The following is a 20551-nucleotide window of genomic DNA, read 5'->3' on the forward strand; positions in this document are numbered from 1 at the left end:
ACTTGCAGCGTTAGATCAACGATGCGCTAGTGGCAGCCGCAAACACAGTACCGCTCGCACTACAGAACGGGAACCAGAAAGGAGAGATGCATGAAACGCCTCATCCAGCATGGCCTGATGTTCGGCAATCTCTTCCATGTGGCCTCGCCCGCATTGGTGGAGCGGTATAATCGCGCGCTGAAGCATCTGACGGGCAAGACCACGCGCCTCACGGATTTCCACGTTGATATCTCTGGCTACTCCCCCGAAGTGGGCGATGAGCTGGGGGATGACCACTATCTGAACCATGCGGGTGTGAACCGGCAGTTCATTCTCTTGAGCACCGAACAGAAGCGTTGCCCGCTTCTGAATGTGAAATTCTCCACCAGCCGGGACATCCTGCGCCGGTTCATTGCCGCAAATGAAAGCCAGCTGTTTGCGCTGACCGCGACCGATGCGGTTGCGGGTGAATTGGTCAATTCGGTGTTTGAGGTCGCAACGCCCGCGCAGCTTTTTGACATCCGGCAGGTCAGGGTCGAGGCGGATACCACAAAGGGCACGCTGCGGCAGGCCGATCAGCTGGCCGAACTGGTGGACCGGTTCAAGAGCGAGGAAGACGGCTGGTTTGACGACGCGCTGATCGCTGAGATGATCGCGACGGCGGAAAAAACCGGCGATGTTACCCGCAACCCGGTGCGGTTGAAGCACGAGGTGTTTGAGCAACAGAATTTCTGGACCGCGCATTTTGGCGGGCTTTATGTGTTTCAGGATGTCGAGCATCCGGCCCTGATCGCCAGTGGGGAAAAACCCGAAGGCGTGCCGCTGGACCGGGTGTTCGACCTAACGCAGGACAATGCGATTGCGAAGTTTCTGGAACTGAACGGGCTGGTGGAGCCGATCATCCGCGCGCGCGGCGTCGATGGTGCGGCCATCCTGCGTCAGAAGATGGGGTTTCTGGCCATCAGCGTGCTGGCCGACAAGGGGATGGACCTCTCGGGCCTGTCGCGCAGCGATCTGCGGCGCATGGCGGCCCGCCACGCAAGCGAGCTGCCGGCGGAGTTCGAAGGTATGGCGGCGATGGTTCGCTGGGCCGAAAGCGGTGGCAAATGGCCCCGGATCAAATCGGATCACCCGGCCTATTTCTACTGCCTGCGGGCCACCAACACGCCGAACCGCGATCTGGTCAATATGCTGCTGGCAGAGCTGACGCCGCTGGATTTCCGCCAGCTGTTCATCTGCCACAAGGAAGCGTTTTATCAGCAGTATCGCAGCTGGCCGGAGGCGAAGAAGGACCACGTCGTCGCCTTCCTTGCGCGCGAATACGCGATGGACAAGGCAGGCGCGCGGGCGGCGCTATTTGGCCATGAGCCGGACATGAACGGTCGCAGCACGGACGCGCAGGATCAACCGAAGCAGCGCCGAACAGACAGTCTGGTCGTACGGGTCGGCCCCTGGGGCGCTGTCAGCAGCAGAGCTGGCAACAGGGGGCGCCGCTGATGTTTGCCTTTATCCGCCTGATGGCGATTTTGCTGGTGGTGCTGACTGTGATCTACGGCATTGTCTCGCTCTACTCGCGCGAGGTGCGGCGCGCCAAGCTGAAACGTCGTTGGGCCGAGAAGGGGTTGACCGGAGACCGTTCCGCCTTCATCCAGCGCGGATTGCACCAATATGACAGGTCACTGCGGCGCAGATTGATCCTGTTGGTCTATGTCGTGCCGCTGGGGGCCATTGCGCTTCTGGTCTATGTCATGAATTTCATGTGAGGTCGCTGAGATGCGTTATATCAAATGGGTGTTCATTCTCACCATCTGGCTGCTGGCAGGGGCCTTTTTGCATTACACGCTGCCACAGAATGATGTGGTGCGCGTGGTCAAGACTGAGGTGCGCCGAGTTGATTTCGGCGAAAACTCGATTTTCTGGGCGCAGCAGGACACGGCACAGGAAAGCGCGACCAGCGTCAATCGCGATGTCCGCTTCGTGGAGGCGTTCCTGCCCAATGGCCGCCCCATCGTCTACCGGAACGAGGACACCGGCTGGGGCTGGCCGCCCTATTTCAAGCTGGACAGCTCCAACCTGCAGGCCGAGCTGACCGATCTCGCCTCCACCAAGGCTGATCCGCAGTGGGTGCTGCTGCGCCACTATGGCTGGCGCAATGAATTTCTGTCGATCTTCCCGAATGCGGTCGCGGTGAAGCCTGTGAGCGGGCCGGAGTATAGCCAGGTGAATTGGTTCAATATCATCTTCCTGACCATGTTGGCGGCGGTGATCTGGGCGCTTTACGTGCGCTGGCGCCGCTTCCGTCGCGCCCGCATCGACCCGATGGTCGAGAATGTCGAGGACAGTCTTTACGCTGCGGGTGATGCGCTCTCGGAGCGGCGTGGCCGGGTCCGGCGCTGGCTGGACAGCTGGAAACAGAAATAACCAACCGCACGCGGACCATGACCCAGACCGGGGCGGCCTGATGATAAGGCTGCCCTAGTCTGAGAAGAGATGCTCGGTCCGCGCGAGTGTCAGAGCGGCCTCATGATCCAACGCCAGAAACGGCATCAGCTGTTCGGCGATCTGCTCATCACTGTCGCTTTCGCGGATCAGGCTGTGGTGGTCAAACCCAACATCGCGGATACGGTCGGATTCGTGCTGGATATCGTTGCGAATGGCCGGCAGCAACCGTTCCAGCGCGGCGGTGGCGGTCTGTTGGCCGGCCAGCCCGATGCGCTCGGCATGGCCGGTTAAGTAGTCGTCGCTGAGACTGCATTCGATCTGCAGGATGCGCGTGATGGCCCGATCCGCACAGAAATCCTGCATCAGCTCCAACGCTGATGGATCAAGGCAGATCACCAGGCGATCGGTTTCATAGTAATCAAACAACATCCGCACCAGCGCGCGACGGTGGCGCGTGCGCTTCCAGAGCGTCGCCTCGATGCCGCCAAGATCGGGCATGTCGGTGCCTTCCTCGTCAAAGAGATAGGCCAGCGCCGGGACGTTGCTGACCTCGCGCAGCCGCTCAATCAGGCGCTTGGCGACATGCCATTTCTTGCAGCTGATGATCAGCAGTTCGCGGTTGCGCCCCAGCGTACTTTCGGTTTCCCAGAACCGGGGGGCAAAGCGCAGCCCGTTGCGCCCGCGTTTGGTTAGAAACCCATAAAGATTGCGCCCCTCATTGGAGATCTGAAATTCAACACCCTGCTCGGCATACAGCGCGCCAAGACGGGATTTCAGCTCCTGCGCTTCGGGGCTGATCTTGCGGGCAAAGAGGAAATCCTGCCCCATCAGCATGTCGTAGTGATCATTGTAGAACTGCACCGGCATCCCGTAGTCCGAGAACATCAGCAATGTCAGTGTGCGGCTTTCGATTTCCTTCGTGGGGACCAGGTGACGCACCAGGGTCTGAAAGAAGGTCTCATCCGGGATCCAGGTGGTGCGAAAAAATCGCAGCACATCGCGCCGCTCACTCAGGAAGGACAGGATCCACTCGACGGTGCGGCGACGCAGGCACCACCATTGGCTGCCGATCTGGATCTGCATGTCCTCAGGCAGGGCGCGGGTCAGGCCCAGGCGCTTCTGCAGGCTGTGGCTCAGATCGAAGAGGCGCTTGTTTTTGCGTTCGTTGAAGACATGGCGATAGATCAGCCGGTCCTCTTTCATACCGGTCTTGATCCAGTTGCTTTCAAAGAAATCGAAACTTTCGATATAGTCACAATCCCGGCTGTCGAGCAGCTGATGGGCATATTCCGCGGTCTTGATCGCCATGCAGTCGCCCGACACCATGTAAAAATGTGTCGCCCGCCGGAAGGTGGCGACCGCGCTTTCCAGCGCATAGAGCGTTGCCTGAACCAGCGACCATTCCCCCCAGCCGCATTTGACCCGCTTGCGGGCAAAGCAGATGTTGGGATTGTCCTTCAGGGCGGTGCGGATCTGCTGATAATCGCTGGCCGGAGAGCGCCCATCGAAGTGGATCGCCATATAATCACCGGCTGCGGTTAGTCGCTCTGCCTGCTGAATAATCGCCTCTGGGTCCTTATGGCACAGCAGAACATATGCGATTTTTGCCATGACAGCGCCTCGGTGTCGTATTTTGATTGATTGTTTCCTTGATACTGACGAATTCTCACTGAATAAACCGCATTATTTCGCTTTTAACGACTAGAGTCGTACGTGGCGCCAATTGCGGCGCATGGGGACGGGGAGAGACAGATGGGATTTCCAGGCACCTGGATGACGGAGAGCGAAAGCGTGGTCTATCGCGTGGTGCCCAAATGTGCCTGCTCCACCATCGGCCAGATCATGTATTACTCCGACCACGGGCAGTTCTTTGACGGTGATATTCACGATGCCAAGGGCGGTCTGCACAAATGGGCGCTGCCTGACAGCCAGCCGTTGATCACCAGCAATGTTCAGGCGCAGAAATCCTACGCATTTACCTGCGTGCGTAACCCTTACACCCGCGTGCTGAGTTCCTTCTTCGACAAGATTTGCGGCATTCAGCGCAATGGCAAACGTTACCGGGGCAATCTGGTGCCGCGGCTCACCTATAACTACGGGATTGATGTGGGCGGCGATGACGGCGAAGAGCCGTTTGATCAGATCAAGAGCTTCCGCCGTTTTCTGTTGTTTGTCCGAGACACGGTGAAGTTTCGCCGCCCGATGGAGCCGGACATCCACTGGTCAGCCACATCGGGCCATGTCTCGACCTTCATCTGCAACGGTGGCCGGTACGACAAGGTGATCTGGACCGAAGCCTTCAATGAGGGCATGCAGCATGTGCTGGACGCGATCGAGACACCGCATCAGGTGGATCTGACCCAGATCCCGCGCTTTAACGAAAGCGAAGGCCACGGCCCCAAACGCGCCCATCCGGTCGAAGACTATTTCGACGACCTCTCGATGCATCTGATTTATGAAATCTATAAGCGGGATTTCGAAGTGTTCAAATATGACTTCGAAAACCCCGCCAACAAGATGCCGGTGGGTGAGATCGATCTGGATGAGGTGCACGCCAAATTGGGTGAGTGATCCCAAGCCGCGCGATGCTCCCGCCCGGGGTGGCGATCATTGATATGATCTGACCCGGTTGGGCCTGGCGCCGCTGGCGCGGCGCGCCTCCGGCGGGAGTATTTCGGGAAAGGTGAGGGGGTTCGTGCCTTATGCGCGGGTCGAGGATCCCAGATCTTGCAGATGCGCTTTTAATCCGGTTGGAAACAGTTCTGTCCCGCCAGTCTCCAGCGCGTCGGGATGAAACCATCTGGCGATACATTTCAGGCCGTTGTCTTCGAAAAACTCAATTGTATCGCCTGCCAGATGCTCGGTGTTTGGCCAAGTAACCTGTGCGGCGAAGATGATCTCATGACCGATCTGGCCTTCGTGCTGATAGATGTTTTCCAGTACCACCGGCGCGCCGATTGTGGTGATCTCCACACCGAGCTCTTCCTGAAACTCCCGTTGCAGCGCCTGTTGCCAGGTCTCGCCAAATTCAACCGTGCCCCCCAGAGGGCGGACACCTTTGGTTTGGCCGCTGTCATCGGGGACCTCCGCCGCGAGAAAATGGCCTTTGCGCCAGGGCAGACCAATGGTTTTCACGCGAATGGATTGGGCGGGGCGCCAAATGGTCATGTCGGATCTCCAGCGATGCTACGGTGTGTCGAATAGGGTCCGTTTCCTATGATAGAAAAAGCCCCGACATCCAAGATGCCGGGGCCTTAAATGCGAATTGCCTGACAGCGTCGATTATTCGTCGTCAGGCAGGGCGCGCACGGCGCCTTTGGCGGCTGATGTGGCCAGCAGCGCATAGGCCTTGAGCGCGGTGGAGACTTTGCGTTTGCGCGGCTTTACCGGTTTCCAGCCAGCTGCGTCCTGAGCGGCGCGGCGTGCGGCCAGTTCTTCGTCCGAAACCGCCAGATGGATGGTGCGGTTGGGGATGTCGATCTCGATGGTGTCGCCCTGTTGGACGAGCCCGATGATGCCGCCCTCTGCCGCTTCGGGTGAGACATGCCCAATCGACAGGCCCGAGGTGCCGCCGGAGAAACGGCCATCGGTCAGCAGCGCACAGGCTTTGCCGAGGCCCTTTGATTTCAGGTAGGATGTCGGGTAGAGCATCTCCTGCATCCCGGGGCCACCGCGCGGACCCTCATAGCGGATCACCACCACGTCGCCCTCTTTCACCTTGCTGGTCAGGATGTCGTTCACCGCCTGGTCCTGGCTTTCGCAGACATAGGCGGACCCGGTGAATTTCAGGATGTTCTCATCCACACCGGCGGTTTTCACGATGCAGCCGTCACGCGCGATATTGCCGAACAGCACCGCCAGACCGCCATCCTGGCTGAAGGCATGGTCTTTGGAACGGATCACGCCCCCCTCACGGTCGGTGTCCAGCTCCTTGTAGCGGTTGGACTGTGAAAACGCTTCGGTGGTGCGCACGCCGCCGGGGGCCGCCTTGAACAGCGCTTCGGCGTCGGGGTTGTTGGCGACCTTGATGTCCCATTTGGCGATCGCTTCACCCATGGTGCTGGAATGCACCGTGCTGCATTCATTGTGCAACAGGCCCGCACGGCTCAGCTCGCCGAGGATGGAGAAGATGCCACCGGCGCGATGGACGTCTTCCATATGCACATTCTCGATGTTCGGTGCGACCTTGCAAAGGCAGGGGACCTTGCGGCTGAGGCGGTCCATGTCGGTCATGGTAAAATCAACCTTGCCCTCATTGGCGATCGCCAGAAGATGCAGCACGGTATTGGTGGAGCCGCCCATGGCGATATCGAGGCTCATGGCGTTTTCAAACGCATCAAAGGTGGCGATCTCACGCGGCAGCAGGCCTTTTTCCTCGCCGACATAGTGGCGCTTGGTGATGTCGACGATCTTGCGGCCTGCTTCCAGGAACAGATGCTTGCGGTCGGCATGGGTGGCGAGGGTTGAACCATTGCCCGGCAGCGCCAGCCCCAGTGCTTCGGCCAGGCAGTTCATCGAGTTTGCGGTGAACATGCCGGAGCAGGACCCGCAGGTCGGGCAGGCGTTTTCCTCGATGTGCTGCACTTGCTCATCGGTCATCGTGTCGCTGGCGGCGGCGACCATGGCGTCCACCAGGTCGATCTTTTTCATATCGAGATCGGCGATGTCGATCTTGCCAGCTTCCATAGGACCACCGGAGACGAAGATCGCCGGAATATTGAGGCGCATGGCGGCCATCAGCATCCCCGGCGTGATCTTGTCACAATTGGAGATGCAGACCATGGCGTCGGCACAATGGGCGTTGACCATATATTCGACGCTGTCGGCGATCACCTCGCGGGAGGGCAGGGAGTAGAGCATGCCGTCATGGCCCATGGCGATGCCGTCATCCACCGCGATGGTGTTGAACTCCTTCGCGACACCACCGGCCGCTTCAACTTCGCGGGCGACCATCTGGCCCAGATCCTTCAGGTGGACGTGGCCGGGCACGAACTGGGTGAAGGAATTGACGATGGCGATGATCGGCTTGCCGAAATCATCATCCGTCATGCCGGTGGCGCGCCACAGGCCGCGTGCGCCGGCCATGTTGCGGCCATGGGTGGAGGTTCTGGATCGGTACATTGGCATCTGGCTGGTTCCCTTGTCTTTGCCCCTCAGGGACACGATTTGCGCAACAAAGGCAACATGTCGGGGCGGTCTGCGGTAATTATCTGGTGGTTTCTGCGAAATTTTGCAGGCTTTGGCGGATCATGGTCGGGCCGGATTCGCGGCAGTGCCCGCTGTTGCCGTATTTGGTGGCGGGGGTGTGATCAGGTGATTCACGGCAATACCCACCACAAGCGCCCAGAACGCAGCGCCAATTCCAAAGAAACTGACGCCGGATACCGTGACCATGAAGGTGATCAGCGCAGCGTCGCGCCCCCGTGCATCCGCCAGTGCCGCCGAGAGGCTGTTGCCGATGGTCGACAGAAGCGCAAGCCCTGCCACAGTGGCGATCAGCGCCGTGGGGGCGATCAGGAACAGGCTGATGACCGTTGCGCCACCAAGCCCGACGAGGATGTAAAACACCCCCGTCATCACCCCGGCCATGTAGCGGGTCTTGGGGTTTTCATCCGCCTCCGGTCCGCAACCGATGGCGGCGGTGATGGCGGCGAGGTTGAAGGCAAACCCACCAAAGGGCGCCAGCACGAAAGAGGCGGCACCAGTCACGATCAGGCTGGCGGAGACCGGCGGCGCATAGCCTGCGGCCTTCAGCGTGACCACGCCGGGCATGTTCTGCGAGGACATGGTGACAACATAGAGGGGCAGGCCAACGCCGATCAGCACAGGCAGTGAGAAACTTGGTGTCATTAACACTGGCTGGGCGAGTGTTAGGTCCAATAAGGCCGTGTCGGTGAAACTGCCATCGCCAAGGCACCACAGAATGCCCACAGCCAGCACAGCCGGGATGGTATAGCGTGCAAACAGCCGCCGTCCGGCCATAAAGGTGACCGCCATGGCCGCGACCAGAGCGGTGTCGGATTGAAACGCGCTGAAGGCCGCCAGCCCAAAGGGGAACAACAATCCGGCCAACATGGCATTTGCCAGCGCATCCGGGATCAGCCGGGACAGCGCGGCAAACCAGCCGGTCACCCCGGTGAGGATCAGAAGGGCAGCGCAGAACAGAAACGCGCCAATCGCATCGCTCAAGGGCACGTCTGTCAGACTCACCGCGAGCAGAGCAGCACCCGGCGTGGACCAGGCGGTCAGGATCGGCATCCGATACATCAGTGACAGCGCAAGGCTGGTCAGCCCCATGCCAAGCCCCAGCGCCAGCATCCAGCTGTTGGCCTGTGCCTGACTGGCGCCGGAGGCCTCAATCGCCTGAAAGATGATCGCGACAGACCCGGTGTAGCCCACCAACACGGCAACCGCGCCTGCAACAATATGCGAGAGTTTCAAGGAACTGAGCATCCGGGTTTTCCTGAGGTGACGGATCCGCTAGAGATCGGAGGGGCGTACGTTATAGCGCACATTACTGCTTGTGCGTTATAGCGCACAAGTGTTTTTTGAGCGGCGGCCTGAAACGCCGTGTGACCGATAGAACAGCGACGGGCAGGACAATGAGCGAAGCGGGCATCACTCTGAATTTGCGGAACATTCGTCAGGATGCGGGGCTCAGCCTGTCCAAAGCGGCTGAGGTTACGGGTGTGAGCAAGGCGATGCTGGGCCAGATCGAACGAGGCGAATCAAGTCCAACAATTGCGACGCTGTGGAAGATCGCCAAAGGGTTTCATCTGCCTCTGACCGCGCTGATCGGTGAAGCCTCGCAGCCCGAAGGCAGCAGTGGCCGTAGCTTTCGCTCGGTGCAGTTCCCCGGTTCTATCGCGGTGAAAATGGTGTTCCCCTTCGATCCTGTGCTAGGGGCGGAGACCTTTCATGTCAGCCTGCGACCCGGCCAATCGCATCAGTCGCAGCCCCATGATACCGGCGTCACCGAAGAAGTCTTTGTGCTGGAGGGCGCCATGGAGGTGCTGCGGGATGGCAGCTGGGTACCGCTGGAGACCGGCCAGGGGTTGCGGTTCGCGGCCGATCAGCCGCATGGGTACCGCAGCGGCGACAGTGGGGCAGCATTCCTGAACATGCATCACTATCGTCGTGTGGGTCGCACTGACTAGGCTGTTCTGGCGGATCAATTCGCCGCAGGCGCGCGGCTTGTCCCTGGGCCGCGGTCTGCCTAATGCTTGCACCATTGCGCACCGCAGTTGCCGCCTTGGGGAACGTGCGAATACCGACCTTTTATGACCCATTGCCGGTGCATTTTCCGGCCCTTTAGGAAAGCGATTTGATCCATGGATACACTGCGCGGCAGCCTCCTGATGGTGCTGGCCATGGCGGCCTTCGCGCTGGAAGACATGTTCATCAAATCCGCCGCCCGCAGTCTGCCTGTGGGCCAGATCCTGATCCTGTTCGGCGCAGGCGGCATGGTGATTTTTGCAATTGTGGCGCGTGCGCAGGGGCACCGCCTGTGGAACCCGGTGTTCTGCACGCGCGCGCTGCTGGTGCGCTCGGTTGCGGAGGTTGCGGGTCGGCTTTGCTTCACGCTGGCGATCGCGCTGACACCGTTGTCTTCAGCCTCTGCCATACTGCAGGCGACACCGCTGGTGGTCTCCGCCGGGGCGGTGGTGTTTTTTGGCGAGCATGTGGGCCTGCGCCGCTGGCTTGCGATTGCGGCGGGATTCATCGGGGTGCTGATGATCCTGCGTCCGGGTGCAAGCGGATTTGAACTGGCTTCACTTTTTGCGGTGGCGGGAACGCTGGGGTTTGCCGGGCGCGATCTGGCCACGCGGGCGGCGCCTGCGGGGCTGTCGAATGCGCATCTGGGGCTGGCAGGTTTTGCCATGCTGGTGGTGGCGGGCCTGATCGCGCTGCCTTTTGGGGCGCCGATGAAGACACCGGACGGGGCGACCACCATTGATTTGGTCGCCGCAACGCTGGTGGGGGTGGTGGCCTATCAGGCCCTGACCGGGGCCATGCGGGTTGGTGAAATTTCTGTCGTGGCGCCCTTCCGCTACACCCGGCTGATTTTTGCCATGGTGCTGGGGGTCGTGGTCTTCCATGAGCGTCCGGATATATGGACCTTGGTCGGCAGCACCGTGATTGTGGTCAGCGGTGGCTTCACCCTGATGCGCAGCAATCGCCGTCAGGCGGCCTGAGGCCGACCCCTCATCTGCATCACCATCTTGCACCTCTGTCTCCGGCACCTTACATCTGCGCCCCATGGCCAAGCAAAAATCAGACCCGAACTACAAAGTGATCGCAGAAAACCGCCGCGCGCGGTTCGACTATGCGATTGAAGACGATCTGGAATGCGGGATCCTTCTGGAAGGGTCCGAGGTCAAATCCCTGCGCGTGGGCGGCACCAATATCGCCGAGAGCTACGCAACGGTTGATGATGGCGAGCTTTGGTTGGTGAACTCTTACATCGCGCCTTATGAACAGGCGAAGATGTTCAAACATGAAGAGCGCCGCCGCCGTAAGCTTCTGGTGTCCCGCAAGGAGCTGTCGACCCTGTGGAATGCAACACAGCGCAAGGGCATGACCCTGGTGCCGCTGGTGATGTATTTCAATCATCGCGGGCTGGCCAAGATCAAAATCGGCATCGCCAAGGGCAAGAAGAACCACGACAAGCGCGAGACCGAGGCCAAACGCGATTGGTCACGCCAGAAGCAGCGCCTGCTGAAAGATCACAGCTGATCCGCGAACAGCCGACAACTTTCGATATATCTGCTGCGTGGCCCCGTCACGGAGGCATGAGTGATACCCACTACCGAGGTATCGCAGCGACAACCGCTGCAAGCCACAGCGGAGCGTTGCAATATCCGACTGAATAAGTCAGATAAGCCGCACCCAGCAGACTCATCCCTCGGTCAGGCCCGGCATCCTTCGTGTTCCTGTTTGAAAGAGGATGACTTCCGTGCCGATTTCTGAGCCTCAGACCCCCGCGCAATCTCTACCCGCCGCACCCGCCGCCGCAACTGTTTCACCGGGAGAGGCCGCGCTGGCAGATCTTGGACTTGATGCGTTTGAGGTGGCCCTGCTGCCGCAGCTGCGCCATTTCAACACCTGTCTTCAGACGCCGCAGAGCCAGGCCTGGCAGTTGGCCTATCGCAGTGCGTCAGAACGCTGGGGGGATACATTCGGGCTGGCTGTGGCCCATGCGCTGTTCAAGGTGGTGCGTTGCCTCTATGACCTGCGTGGTGATCACTACGTGGGACATGACGCGCTGACACTGGAAACACGCACAGTGGTGACTGCGGATGAGGCGGCGTTTCTGCGCATGATCCACCACATGCGCCGTGATGATACCCCGGCCGCGCGGGACGCGGTTGCGGATCTGACCGGCGGCTGGATGGATCCCCATGTGATCCGCGCCGCGCTGTCCTTTGCCGATCGGTTTCCGGCTGGCAAGGCACAGCCGACTGAGATACCGCAGGCCAACGCCAAGATCGATCAGCCGCCCCGCCTGCGGGTGGTCCGCTGACGAACGCCGTTTCAGGACCTGTAGGGTAACACAGACGGTCCCTTGAGACAGATTGTTGCGCTACGGCTCCGGCGTCCCTTGCGACTCTGCCCGCACGGTTGTACGGATGCCTCAGCACATATGAGGGGAGACGGTAACGTTGGACGATCCTAAAACGCTTGTGTCGACAGACTGGCTTGCTGCGCATCTGAAGGACCCCGATCTGAGGATCCTCGATGCCTCGTGGTATATGCCGCAAGAGGGGCGCGACCCCAAGGCTGAATACGCTGCGGCCCATATCCCCGGCGCGCGCTTCTTTGACATTGATGATATCGCTGACAACCGCTCCGACCTGCCGCATATGGTCCCACCGGTGGAGAAGTTCATGTCCCGTCTGCGGGCCATGGGGGTCGGTGATGGCCATCAGGTTGTGGTCTATGACGGCACCGGTCTGCGCTCTGCGGCGCGGGTGTGGTGGCTGTTTCGCCTGATGGGGCAGACCAATATCGCGGTTCTGGATGGCGGTTTGCCGAAATGGCAGGCCGAGGGCAATCCGGTTGAGGATCTGCCGCCGGTGATCCGCGACCGCCATATGACCGTGCGGGTGCAGAACCACCTGCTGCGCGATGTCACACAGGTCTCCTCCGCCGCCAAGCTGGGCGATCACGAGATTATCGACGCCCGCGCGGCAGAGCGCTTTCAGGGTGCCGTGGCCGAACCTCGCGAAGGCCTGCGTGCAGGTCACATCCCCGGGTCCCGGAACGTGCCCTATACGGAGCTGTTGAACGCCGATCAGACCATGAAATCGCCGGAGGTTCTGCGCGCGGTGTTTGAGCAAGCCGGCGTCGATCTCAGCAAACCAGCCATCACCACCTGTGGGTCAGGTGTCACCGCTGCTGTCCTCAGCCTCGCCATGGAGCGTTTCGGCAAGACCGATCATGCGCTCTATGACGGTTCCTGGACCGAGTGGGGCGCCTTCCCGACACTGCCCGTTGCAACCGGAGAAGCCTGATGTTCGAAACCCTCAAACCCCAGCCAGCGGATAAGATCCTGGCGCTGATGCAGATGTATCGCGACGATCCGCGCGACAGCAAAATCGACCTCGGCGTCGGCGTCTACAAGAACGCCGAAGGGGTGACGCCGGTGATGCGCGCCATCAAGGCGGCAGAGCATAAGCTCTGGGAAGAGCAGACCTCCAAATCCTATGTCGGTCTGGCCGGGGATCCAGCCTATTCCGACGCCATGATCAAGCTGATCCTCGCCGACAGTGTCGCGCGCGCCAATGTCGCTGCTGCGGCCACCCCCGGTGGCACCGGCGCTGTGCGTCAGGCGTTTGAACTGATCAAGATGGCCAACCCCGGCGCGCGTGTTTTCGTGTCGAACCCCACCTGGCCGAACCACATTTCGATCCTGAACTATCTGAACATCGAAACCGTCGCCTACCGCTATTTTGACCGCGAGACCTGCGGCGTGGATTTCGACGGCATGATCGCAGATCTGAAAACCGCCAACAAGGGCGATGTGGTGCTGCTGCACGGCTGCTGCCACAACCCGACTGGTGCCAACCTCAATATTGTGCAGTGGCAGGAAGTCGTGGCCATCCTGAACGAACGTGGCCTGATCCCGATGATCGACATTGCCTATCAGGGCTTTGGCGACGGGCTGGAAGAGGACGCACAGGGCGTGCGCTATGTCGCGGCCAATACGCCGGAATGCCTGATCGCGGCCAGCTGTTCGAAGAATTTCGGCATCTACCGCGAACGCACCGGTCTGTTGATGGCGGTCTCCCAAGACGGCGGCGCGCAGGCGCTGAACCAGGGCACTTTGGCCTTCCTCAACCGTCAGAATTACTCCTTCCCGCCGGACCACGGCGCGCGTCTGGTGTCGATGATCCTGAATGACGACGCGCTGCGTGCCGATTGGGCGGCTGAGCTGGAAGAGACCCGCCTGGGCATGCTGGCGCTGCGTCAGCAACTCGCGGATGAGTTGCAGCGCCTCACTGGCTCTGACCGCTTTGGCTTCTTGGCGCAGCACCGTGGCATGTTCTCGCTGCTTGGCACCACGCCTGAGATGGTCGAGAAAATGCGTGCTGACAGTGGTATTTACATGGTGGGCGATAGCCGGATGAACATCGCAGGCCTGAACACGCAGACTGTGCCGATCCTGGCTCAGGCGATTGTCGACGCCGGCGTCTGACGCTGAGAAAACCCAGAACGACATGAAGCGCTCCGCCACAGCGGGGCGCTTTTTCGCGGCGTGGTCCCAGACTTTTGGGCAAGATCAGGCGGTGGGCGCCACACACAAAGGCGGCCCCCATTTCCGGGAGCCGCAGTGATATCTCAGGATCTGGTCGGATCAGCTGGGAGAGAATTCGGGATAGGCTTCCATCCCCAATTCCGCCATATCCAGCCCGTTCACCTCATCTTCCTCGCCAACCCGGATCCCTGTCAGAGCCCGCAGGATCAGCCAGACCACAGCGGAGGAGATCACGACGAAGAGCGCAATCACCACGATCCCGGTCAGCTGGGTGACGAGGCTCGCTTCGGGGTTGGTCAGAACCACCGCAAGGGTGCCCCAGATCCCGGCAACCAGGTGCACAGGGATAGCGCCGACCACATCGTCGATCTTCATCTTGTCCAGCATCGGTACGACGAAGACCACGATAACACCGCCAACAGCGCCGATTAGGGTCGCCATGCCAAGGCTCGGGGTCAGCGGCTCAGCGGTGATTGACACCAGGCCAGCCAGCGCGCCGTTCAGCACCATGGTGAGGTCGGGTTTCTTGAACAGCAGCTGGGTCAGCAGCAGGGCCGCAACCGCACCACCTGCCGCAGCGGCATTGGTGTTGGCAAAGATCCGGCTCACATCGGCCACATCGCCCACGGTGCCCATCGCCAGCTGCGATCCACCGTTAAAGCCGAACCACCCCAGCCACAGGATGAAGGTGCCCAATGTGGCCAGCGCCAGATTGGAACCCGGCATCGGGATGGTTTTGCCCGCTTTGTATTTTCCCAGACGCGGGCCAAGGATCAGCGCGCCGGTCAGCGCAGCCCAACCGCCGACCGAATGCACCACTGTGGAGCCTGCAAAGTCGAGGAACCCCATCTCATCCAGGAAGCCGCCGCCCCATTTCCAGCTCGCTTGCAGCGGGTAGATCACGGCGGTCAGCACGATGACAAAGGCGAGGAACGGCCAGAGCTTCACCCGCTCCGCCATTGTACCGGAGACGATCGAGGCGGTCGTGGCGCAGAACATCAGCTGAAAGAAGAAATCGGACCCGGTGGAGGCATAGGAGTAATCATCTGCCTGCTCGGCGGTGATGCCGACCGCTTCCAGCACGCCCGGCCCCCAGACACCCGACAGCACACCGTCAATCGACCAGGTGCCCAGCGGATACATCAGGTTGTAGCCTATAAGGTAGTAAAAGATCGCCGCGAGCGAGAACAGCGCCACATTCTTGGTGAGCTGCATGGTGACATTCTTGGAGCGGACAAGCCCAGCTTCCAGCATGGCAAACCCGGCCGCCATCCAGAAGACAAGGAAGCCGCCCACCAGAAACAGCAGCGAGTTGAGGATAAACACAGTGTCGGTTGCCGCAGCACCGGCAGGGGCGGCGGTTGCGGTCTCCTGCGCAACGGCGAGGCCGGGCAGCGCCAGCGTCGCCGTCACAGCCGCAAGGGAGAGGGGTGATTTACGCATAACTGATTTCCTTCCTTTGCGCGTTTTCACAGCGCGTCGTGATTGGTTTCGCCGGTGCGCACGCGGATTGCCTGCTCAACGTCGAGAACAAAGATCTTGCCGTCACCGATTTTGCCGGTGCGGGCGGTCTGGGTGATGGTGTCGACCACTTGGTCAGCGTGTCCGGAGGGCACCACCAGATCGAGCCGCATTTTCGGCACGAAATTCACCTCGTATTCCGCACCGCGATAGATTTCTGTGTGGCCTGATTGGGCGCCGAACCCCTTGATTTCCGTGACCATCAGCCCGGACACGCCGATGGATGTCAGCGCTTCGCGGACCTCTTCCAGCTTGAACGGCTTGATGGTTGCTATGATCATTTTCATCCCCGAACCCCTGTCATGATGACGGCGCGTGATGAGAGCGCCTGAACTGTTTGCAGGTGCAGCAAATCCGCAGAACCGAGTCGGTGGAACGTTTTGAGGGCGGTTTTAGGGGGATGTCGCAGCGGGACGGTGAAAAAATAGGCGGTCTTTTGCTGGTGCGCTTAAAAAACACCCGGCTTGCGGAGGGGAATTGCTGTCAAACTGCCCCTCAACAAACCGGATGGGACGCGGTATTGTTCGCAAAACGGGCAAACCGGGCAGGATCTGGAAGATGGCACAAGGAACGCGGCGCCGACCTCTGGTCGCAGACAAGCGCTACGCGACAGCGGGGCGCGGCACGCAGGGCAAACCCTCTGCGCGCAAGGCCAAACCACGGCCAAAATCCACCACGACACGGCGCAAATCCGGCTGGTTTGGCCTGTTCGGTGGCGGGCGCAAAACCGGTGGTAGAGCTGGCGGGGGCGGTGGCCGGGGGCCACGCAAACCGCAGAAGCCCAAGACGCTGCTGGGGCGGCTCCTCGCGCTGATCCTGGCCCCATTCCGTTGGGCATTCCGGCTTGCCTGGGGCTTTACCTGGCGTGTCGGCATGATCTCGACAGCGCTTGTGGCGTTGGCTGTGGGGTATCACTACATGAAACTGCCGGACGCCTCAGCCCTGCTCGACGGGCGCGCACGCGGCTCCGTCACCCTGACCGATCGCAACGGTGAGGTCTTTGCCTGGCGCGGCGATCAGTTCGGCGGTGTCGTCACCAGTGACACGGTGTCGCCCTTTCTCAAGAACGCCATCGTCGCGACTGAGGACAAACGGTTCTACCGCCACTTTGGCGTGTCGCCCCGCGGTGTCGCCAGTGCTGTGCGCATCAACTTGCGAGAGGGACGCGGTCCGCTGTCCGGTCATGGCGGCTCCACCATCACCCAGCAAACCGCCAAACTGCTTTGCCTTGGTGTCGTTTATGATCCCACAGAATGGGAGAGCGAGCGGGCGTATGAGCGCGACTGTCGCCAAGGCTCGCTTTGGCGCAAGGCCAAGGAAGCCATCTTCGCGATGGCGATGGAGGCCAAATACACCAAGGATGAGATCCTCTCGATCTATATGAACCGCGCCTATCTCGGGGGCGGCGCCTATGGTGCGGAGGCTGCGGCGCAGCGCTATTTTGGCAAATCTGCCAATCAGGTGGATGCAGCGGAGGCGGCGATGCTGGCGGGCCTGTTGACTGCGCCATCAACGCTGGCACCGACCAACAACTTGCAACGTTCGCAGGATCGTGCCGCCACCGTGCTGCGGCTGATGCAGGAGCAGGGCTATCTGACAACGGCTGAGATGCGTTCAGCCCAGAACAGCCCCGCTGTGCTGAGCGAGGCTGCCGCCGCCCGTGCGGGGGGGTATTTTGCCGATTGGGTCATGGATACCATTCCGGACTTCTTTGGCAGTGAGACAACAGAAGATGTGGTGATCCGCACCACCATCGACCAGCGCCTGCAACGCGCCGCCGAGGACGCGCTGAACCATGTGTTTGATACCAAGGTCCGCAAGGGATCGAAGGCACAGGCCGCCATCGTGGTGATGAGCGCGGATGGTGCAGTCCGTGCCATGGTGGGCGGGCGCAAGTCTCGTGTGTCGGGCGTGTTCAACCGCGCCACACAGGCCAAGCGCCAGACCGGCTCGGCCTTCAAACCCTTCGTCTATGCCACGGCGCTGGAGCTGGGGTATTCACCGCTCGACCGGGTTCTGGACGCGCAATATTGCCTGGATGTGCCGGGTTCTGGCCAATGGTGCCCCAAGAACTACACCCGGAAATTCTATGGCGAGGTGACGTTGGCGCGGGCTCTGCGCGACTCGCTGAATATCCCGGCCGTCAAGGTTTCCGAGGCCGTGGGCCGCGATCTGGTGCGCCGCGTCGCGGGCGACTTCGGACTGGACAGTGAGCTGGCCGCTGGTCCTGCACTGGCGCTCGGCGCATCGGAAAGCACGCTGATCGATATGACCGGTGCCTATGCAGGCATTCTCAACGGTGGCTCATCGGTGACCCCTTACGGGGTGACGGAGCTGACATTGATCGGTGACAACACACCCATGATGGGGGCCAGTGGCGGTCTTGGGGAGCGGGTGATCCAGACCAAGGCCGCGCGGGAGTTGATCTGGATGATGGAGCAGGTGGTCTCACAGGGCAGCGGTCGTCGCGCCCAGATCCCCGGCTGGCAGGCCGCCGGCAAAACCGGCACCACGCAGGCCGCACGCGATGCCTGGTTCGTTGGTTTCACCGCTGACTACGTGGCCGGTGTCTGGATGGGCTATGACGACAACACGCCGCTCTCCGGTGTGACGGGTGGGGGCTTGCCCGCTGATATCTGGCGCGAGGTCATGGTGCGGGTGCATGACGGGCTGACGCCCAAACCGCTGCCGATGATTGCGCCCAAACCCATCGCCCCGCCGCCGCAACCGCAGCCCCGACGCCGCCAGCGTCCCAATGTCGGGCAGGAGCTGGGTCGTGCGGTGGATGGCCTGCTGCGCGATATCTTCGGGAACTGATCAGACATGCCCCTAGCGGATCACCTATCCATCAGATCGGCCTGTCCCGGTGACGAAACCGGGATGAGCATGGTGCTAATGGAGGTGTTGATCGATTGGAACAGCACCCGCCCCGGAGACCCCGCGCATGTGCTGGCCGCCTATATCGGCCATCCTGAACGGATCGAGTGCGCGGTTTGCGAAGGTCCTGACGGGATCGTCGGGTTTCAGTCTCTCAGGCTGGCGGTTCCCGGCAACACCTATGAGGTTGAGCCAGGATGGGGGATCATTGGAACCTATGTGCGGCTCAATCTGGGGCGGCAGGGCATCGGTCAGGCGCTTTTTGCCCATAACCTGCGCGCTGCTCAAACGGCGGGGCTAAGCTGGATCGAAGCAACCATCGGTGCCGACAATCTAGGAGCGCAGGCGTATTATGAGGCAATGGGGTTTCAAACCTACCGAACAGAGAAGGGCGCTGTGCGCAAACGCTGTACGGTGCCACCTCTGTCTTTAACCCTGACATGACAAAGGGGCCGCTTGGCCCCTTCTTTTTGCTCTCATTGGTGCTTGAGGTGTCAGCCGCTCAGCTCAACCGCTTCAGCTCAGCGATCAGCTTGTTGATGTCGCCCTTGTTGCGGTCAAGGATGGCGCCGATCTCGGTCCGCTCGGTCAGCAGCAGGTTCACGCCTTCGATGAACATGTTGTAAAACTTGTCGCGCCCGGATTTATCCGACACGAGGAAGGTCACCTCGAACGGCGCCTGACCTTTCAGCTTGGCCAGTGATTTGATCTCATAGCCAGCCTTGATCTTGCGTGCGGATTGCACCTCGACTGAGCCACCGATGAATTCGCGGAACCGTCTGCCGTATTTACGGGCGATATAGCTCTGGAATGCGCCCGAAAAGGCGCGCATCTGTGCTGCGCTGGCCCGGCGGGCATCCACTCCCAGCGCATAGCGGGCCATAATGTTCACATCTGCATAGCGGACAAAGATCTTTTCAAAGTCGCGGATCATCGCGCTTTCGGATTTTCCGGAGGCAATGACCTTGTTGATATCGCCTACAACGCTGCCAACAAGGGTGCGCGCACCAGCTTCGGTCAGGGCAAGTAGCTTGCCTGGCAGGGCGGCAAGCCCGACAAAGGCAATGCCAGCGGCCAGAAAACTGCGACGGGTCAGAAAATTACTCGGCATAGATGTCCTCATACGGATCTGAATAGGGATCGCCATAGATCCCTTCGTATTCGCTTTGATCGCCGCCCAACTCAAAACGGCGGTTTTGCAGGTAGATCAGCCGCGCCTGCGCGTAGCTGTCTGCACTCTCATACAAAATCGAGTCGATGGTGTCGGAATATGTGCCACGATCCCCCAGACGGCGCACCACCTCGGCGTAAACGCCGATGTTGTCGGCTGGATTATGCCGAGCATAGCTGATCGGGTTGGTGAAGAAATCGACCAGAATGCCGGTGCCATCGCGCGCGGTCGACGGGCCAAAAAACGGCAATTCCACATACGCCCCTTCGCCAACACCCCAGACATGCAGGGTTTCGCCGAAATTCGTATCCACCCGCGGCATATTGAAATCCGACGCCGGATCGCCAAGACCACCAATGCCAAAGATCGTGTTGACCACAAACCGCGACAGGGCAATGCCGGATTCCTTCAGGTTGCCTTGCAGCAGCGCGTTTACCGCCTGACCCGGCATCGACAGGTTCTCGGCGAAGTTGTTGAAACTCTTCACCATATCCGGAGGGACAACCGCCACGTAGCCCTTGGCAGCAGGGCGAAAGGCAAAGCGGTCAACACCGCGGTTGAAATTGTGGATCGACCGGTTGGTGTTCTCATAGGGATCAAACACCTCACCCGAGTTGCGGGAGACGCTATCTTGGGTTGCACAGCCTGCCAGTGCCGACGTAACAGTTACCAGGGCCATCAATACAAAAGGTCGCAGCGGGAAGGTCATGCGCTTCGGTGTCCAATCTGTCTGCTGTGGGCATACCGGACCCACTTATTATGTTTCTCGTCTCTGCCTAGTCGGAGACTGAGCTTGTTTACAC

The 20551-nt window shown here is 60.5% G+C and carries 20 protein-coding genes; 12 read left to right on the top strand and 8 right to left on the bottom strand.

Features of this window, described 5'->3' with window-relative positions; all coding sequences use genetic code 11:
• Positions 1-90 precede the first annotated feature (90 nt).
• The 3 genes from OO25_RS15995 to OO25_RS16005 are packed head-to-tail and all read left to right on the top strand — an operon-like array spanning position 91 to position 2400.
• Complete coding sequence (locus OO25_RS15995; RefSeq protein WP_040181135.1) at positions 91-1476, top strand: DUF6638 family protein; 1386 nt, start codon at positions 91-93, stop codon at positions 1474-1476.
• A complete protein-coding gene (locus OO25_RS16000; protein ID WP_024095981.1) occupies positions 1476-1742 on the top strand; it encodes a hypothetical protein in 267 nt (88 codons plus the stop codon). The genes OO25_RS15995 and OO25_RS16000 overlap by 1 nt, the downstream gene beginning before the upstream one ends.
• Positions 1743-1752: 10 nt before the next feature.
• Positions 1753-2400: a DUF1523 family protein gene (locus OO25_RS16005; RefSeq protein ID WP_040174476.1), complete on the top strand. Its 648-nt coding sequence runs from the start codon at positions 1753-1755 to the stop codon at positions 2398-2400.
• 54 nt (positions 2401-2454) lie between these two features.
• On the opposite strand, the gene OO25_RS16010 is transcribed toward OO25_RS16005, so the two are convergent.
• Positions 2455-4032, bottom strand: coding sequence for a DUF5928 domain-containing protein (locus OO25_RS16010; RefSeq protein WP_040181137.1), 1578 nt, complete (start codon positions 4030-4032; stop codon positions 2455-2457).
• A 141-nt stretch (positions 4033-4173) separates the two neighbouring features.
• On the opposite strand from OO25_RS16010, the gene OO25_RS16015 reads away from it, so the two are divergent.
• On the top strand, positions 4174-4992 hold the full coding sequence (locus OO25_RS16015; RefSeq protein WP_040181138.1) for a sulfotransferase family protein: 819 nt from the start codon (positions 4174-4176) through the stop codon (positions 4990-4992).
• Positions 4993-5121: 129 nt separating this feature from the next.
• On the opposite strand, the gene OO25_RS16020 is transcribed toward OO25_RS16015, so the two are convergent.
• The 3 genes from OO25_RS16020 to OO25_RS16030 all read right to left on the bottom strand — a co-directional run bounded on the left by OO25_RS16020 (position 5122) and on the right by OO25_RS16030 (position 8874).
• The gene (locus OO25_RS16020; protein WP_040181139.1) at positions 5122-5589 is read right to left on the bottom strand and encodes an NUDIX hydrolase; all 468 of its coding nucleotides are present in this window, start codon (positions 5587-5589) and stop codon (positions 5122-5124) included.
• A gap of 114 nt (positions 5590-5703) precedes the next feature.
• On the bottom strand, positions 5704-7548 hold the full coding sequence (gene ilvD, locus OO25_RS16025; RefSeq protein WP_040174468.1) for a dihydroxy-acid dehydratase: 1845 nt from the start codon (positions 7546-7548) through the stop codon (positions 5704-5706).
• A 120-nt stretch (positions 7549-7668) separates the two neighbouring features.
• Positions 7669-8874: a benzoate/H(+) symporter BenE family transporter gene (locus OO25_RS16030; RefSeq protein ID WP_040181141.1), complete on the bottom strand. Its 1206-nt coding sequence runs from the start codon at positions 8872-8874 to the stop codon at positions 7669-7671.
• 149 nt (positions 8875-9023) lie between these two features.
• On the opposite strand from OO25_RS16030, the gene OO25_RS16035 reads away from it, so the two are divergent.
• The 6 genes from OO25_RS16035 (at position 9024) to OO25_RS16060 (ending at position 14119) form a co-directional block, all read left to right on the top strand.
• Positions 9024-9578, top strand: a complete 555-nt coding sequence (locus OO25_RS16035; protein WP_040181142.1) for a helix-turn-helix domain-containing protein — start codon at positions 9024-9026, stop codon at positions 9576-9578.
• Between the two features lie 174 nt (positions 9579-9752).
• Positions 9753-10616, top strand: coding sequence for a DMT family transporter (locus tag OO25_RS16040; protein ID WP_040181143.1), 864 nt, complete (start codon positions 9753-9755; stop codon positions 10614-10616).
• Between the two features lie 64 nt (positions 10617-10680).
• Positions 10681-11157 (top strand): SsrA-binding protein SmpB, encoded by a 477-nt coding sequence (gene smpB / locus OO25_RS16045; RefSeq protein ID WP_040174459.1) that lies wholly within the window; start codon positions 10681-10683, stop codon positions 11155-11157.
• A 211-nt stretch (positions 11158-11368) separates the two neighbouring features.
• Positions 11369-11944 carry a hypothetical protein gene (locus OO25_RS16050; protein WP_242407056.1) on the top strand — a complete coding sequence of 192 codons (576 nt, stop codon included), beginning with the start codon at positions 11369-11371 and terminating at the stop codon, positions 11942-11944.
• 139 nt (positions 11945-12083) lie between these two features.
• Positions 12084-12935: a 3-mercaptopyruvate sulfurtransferase gene (sseA, locus tag OO25_RS16055; protein WP_040181145.1), complete on the top strand. Its 852-nt coding sequence runs from the start codon at positions 12084-12086 to the stop codon at positions 12933-12935.
• The gene (locus OO25_RS16060) at positions 12935-14119 is read left to right on the top strand and encodes an amino acid aminotransferase (RefSeq protein ID WP_040181146.1); all 1185 of its coding nucleotides are present in this window, start codon (positions 12935-12937) and stop codon (positions 14117-14119) included. Before sseA ends, OO25_RS16060 begins: the two co-directional genes overlap by 1 nt.
• A gap of 159 nt (positions 14120-14278) precedes the next feature.
• Here the strand turns inward: OO25_RS16060 and OO25_RS16065 are convergent, their stop codons facing one another.
• The gene (locus OO25_RS16065; RefSeq protein WP_040181148.1) at positions 14279-15622 is read right to left on the bottom strand and encodes an ammonium transporter; all 1344 of its coding nucleotides are present in this window, start codon (positions 15620-15622) and stop codon (positions 14279-14281) included.
• Positions 15623-15648: 26 nt separating this feature from the next.
• Positions 15649-15987, bottom strand: a complete 339-nt coding sequence (locus OO25_RS16070; RefSeq protein WP_040181150.1) for a P-II family nitrogen regulator — start codon at positions 15985-15987, stop codon at positions 15649-15651.
• A gap of 271 nt (positions 15988-16258) precedes the next feature.
• On the opposite strand from OO25_RS16070, the gene OO25_RS16075 reads away from it, so the two are divergent.
• Both OO25_RS16075 and OO25_RS16080 read left to right on the top strand, forming a co-directional pair.
• The gene (locus OO25_RS16075; protein WP_040181237.1) at positions 16259-18517 is read left to right on the top strand and encodes a transglycosylase domain-containing protein; all 2259 of its coding nucleotides are present in this window, start codon (positions 16259-16261) and stop codon (positions 18515-18517) included.
• 63 nt (positions 18518-18580) lie between these two features.
• The gene (locus OO25_RS16080; RefSeq protein ID WP_242407057.1) at positions 18581-19021 is read left to right on the top strand and encodes a GNAT family N-acetyltransferase; all 441 of its coding nucleotides are present in this window, start codon (positions 18581-18583) and stop codon (positions 19019-19021) included.
• Between the two features lie 58 nt (positions 19022-19079).
• Here OO25_RS16080 and OO25_RS16085 read toward each other — a convergent pair whose 3' ends face one another.
• Both OO25_RS16085 and OO25_RS16090 read right to left on the bottom strand, forming a co-directional pair.
• On the bottom strand, positions 19080-19688 hold the full coding sequence (locus tag OO25_RS16085; RefSeq protein ID WP_040174444.1) for a phospholipid-binding protein MlaC: 609 nt from the start codon (positions 19686-19688) through the stop codon (positions 19080-19082).
• Positions 19678-20457, bottom strand: coding sequence for a VacJ family lipoprotein (locus OO25_RS16090; RefSeq protein ID WP_040181154.1), 780 nt, complete (start codon positions 20455-20457; stop codon positions 19678-19680). Before OO25_RS16090 ends, OO25_RS16085 begins: the two co-directional genes overlap by 11 nt.
• Positions 20458-20551: the final 94 nt, after the last annotated feature.

The sequence above is a fragment of the Phaeobacter sp. S60 genome, from assembly GCF_000826845.1.
Taxonomy (GTDB): domain Bacteria; phylum Pseudomonadota; class Alphaproteobacteria; order Rhodobacterales; family Rhodobacteraceae; genus Phaeobacter; species Phaeobacter piscinae.

What these genes read in the sequence shown, in the direction of transcription:
- OO25_RS15995 (WP_040181135.1), top strand. Translation starts at nt 91, where the DNA reads ATGAAACGCCTCATCCAGCATGGCCTGATGTTCGGCAATCTCTTCCAT.
- OO25_RS16000 (WP_024095981.1), top strand. Translation starts at nt 1,476, where the DNA reads ATGTTTGCCTTTATCCGCCTGATGGCGATTTTGCTGGTGGTGCTGACT.
- OO25_RS16005 (WP_040174476.1), top strand. Translation starts at nt 1,753, where the DNA reads ATGCGTTATATCAAATGGGTGTTCATTCTCACCATCTGGCTGCTGGCA.
- OO25_RS16010 (WP_040181137.1), bottom strand. Translation starts at nt 4,032, where the DNA reads ATGGCAAAAATCGCATATGTTCTGCTGTGCCATAAGGACCCAGAGGCG.
- OO25_RS16015 (WP_040181138.1), top strand. Translation starts at nt 4,174, where the DNA reads ATGGGATTTCCAGGCACCTGGATGACGGAGAGCGAAAGCGTGGTCTAT.
- OO25_RS16020 (WP_040181139.1), bottom strand. Translation starts at nt 5,589, where the DNA reads ATGACCATTTGGCGCCCCGCCCAATCCATTCGCGTGAAAACCATTGGT.
- ilvD (WP_040174468.1), bottom strand. Translation starts at nt 7,548, where the DNA reads ATGCCAATGTACCGATCCAGAACCTCCACCCATGGCCGCAACATGGCC.
- OO25_RS16030 (WP_040181141.1), bottom strand. Translation starts at nt 8,874, where the DNA reads ATGCTCAGTTCCTTGAAACTCTCGCATATTGTTGCAGGCGCGGTTGCC.
- OO25_RS16035 (WP_040181142.1), top strand. Translation starts at nt 9,024, where the DNA reads ATGAGCGAAGCGGGCATCACTCTGAATTTGCGGAACATTCGTCAGGAT.
- OO25_RS16040 (WP_040181143.1), top strand. Translation starts at nt 9,753, where the DNA reads ATGGATACACTGCGCGGCAGCCTCCTGATGGTGCTGGCCATGGCGGCC.
- smpB (WP_040174459.1), top strand. Translation starts at nt 10,681, where the DNA reads ATGGCCAAGCAAAAATCAGACCCGAACTACAAAGTGATCGCAGAAAAC.
- OO25_RS16050 (WP_242407056.1), top strand. Translation starts at nt 11,369, where the DNA reads ATGACTTCCGTGCCGATTTCTGAGCCTCAGACCCCCGCGCAATCTCTA.
- OO25_RS16060 (WP_040181146.1), top strand. Translation starts at nt 12,935, where the DNA reads ATGTTCGAAACCCTCAAACCCCAGCCAGCGGATAAGATCCTGGCGCTG.
- OO25_RS16065 (WP_040181148.1), bottom strand. Translation starts at nt 15,622, where the DNA reads ATGCGTAAATCACCCCTCTCCCTTGCGGCTGTGACGGCGACGCTGGCG.
- OO25_RS16070 (WP_040181150.1), bottom strand. Translation starts at nt 15,987, where the DNA reads ATGAAAATGATCATAGCAACCATCAAGCCGTTCAAGCTGGAAGAGGTC.
- OO25_RS16075 (WP_040181237.1), top strand. Translation starts at nt 16,259, where the DNA reads ATGGCACAAGGAACGCGGCGCCGACCTCTGGTCGCAGACAAGCGCTAC.
- OO25_RS16080 (WP_242407057.1), top strand. Translation starts at nt 18,581, where the DNA reads ATGAGCATGGTGCTAATGGAGGTGTTGATCGATTGGAACAGCACCCGC.
- OO25_RS16085 (WP_040174444.1), bottom strand. Translation starts at nt 19,688, where the DNA reads ATGCCGAGTAATTTTCTGACCCGTCGCAGTTTTCTGGCCGCTGGCATT.
- OO25_RS16090 (WP_040181154.1), bottom strand. Translation starts at nt 20,457, where the DNA reads ATGACCTTCCCGCTGCGACCTTTTGTATTGATGGCCCTGGTAACTGTT.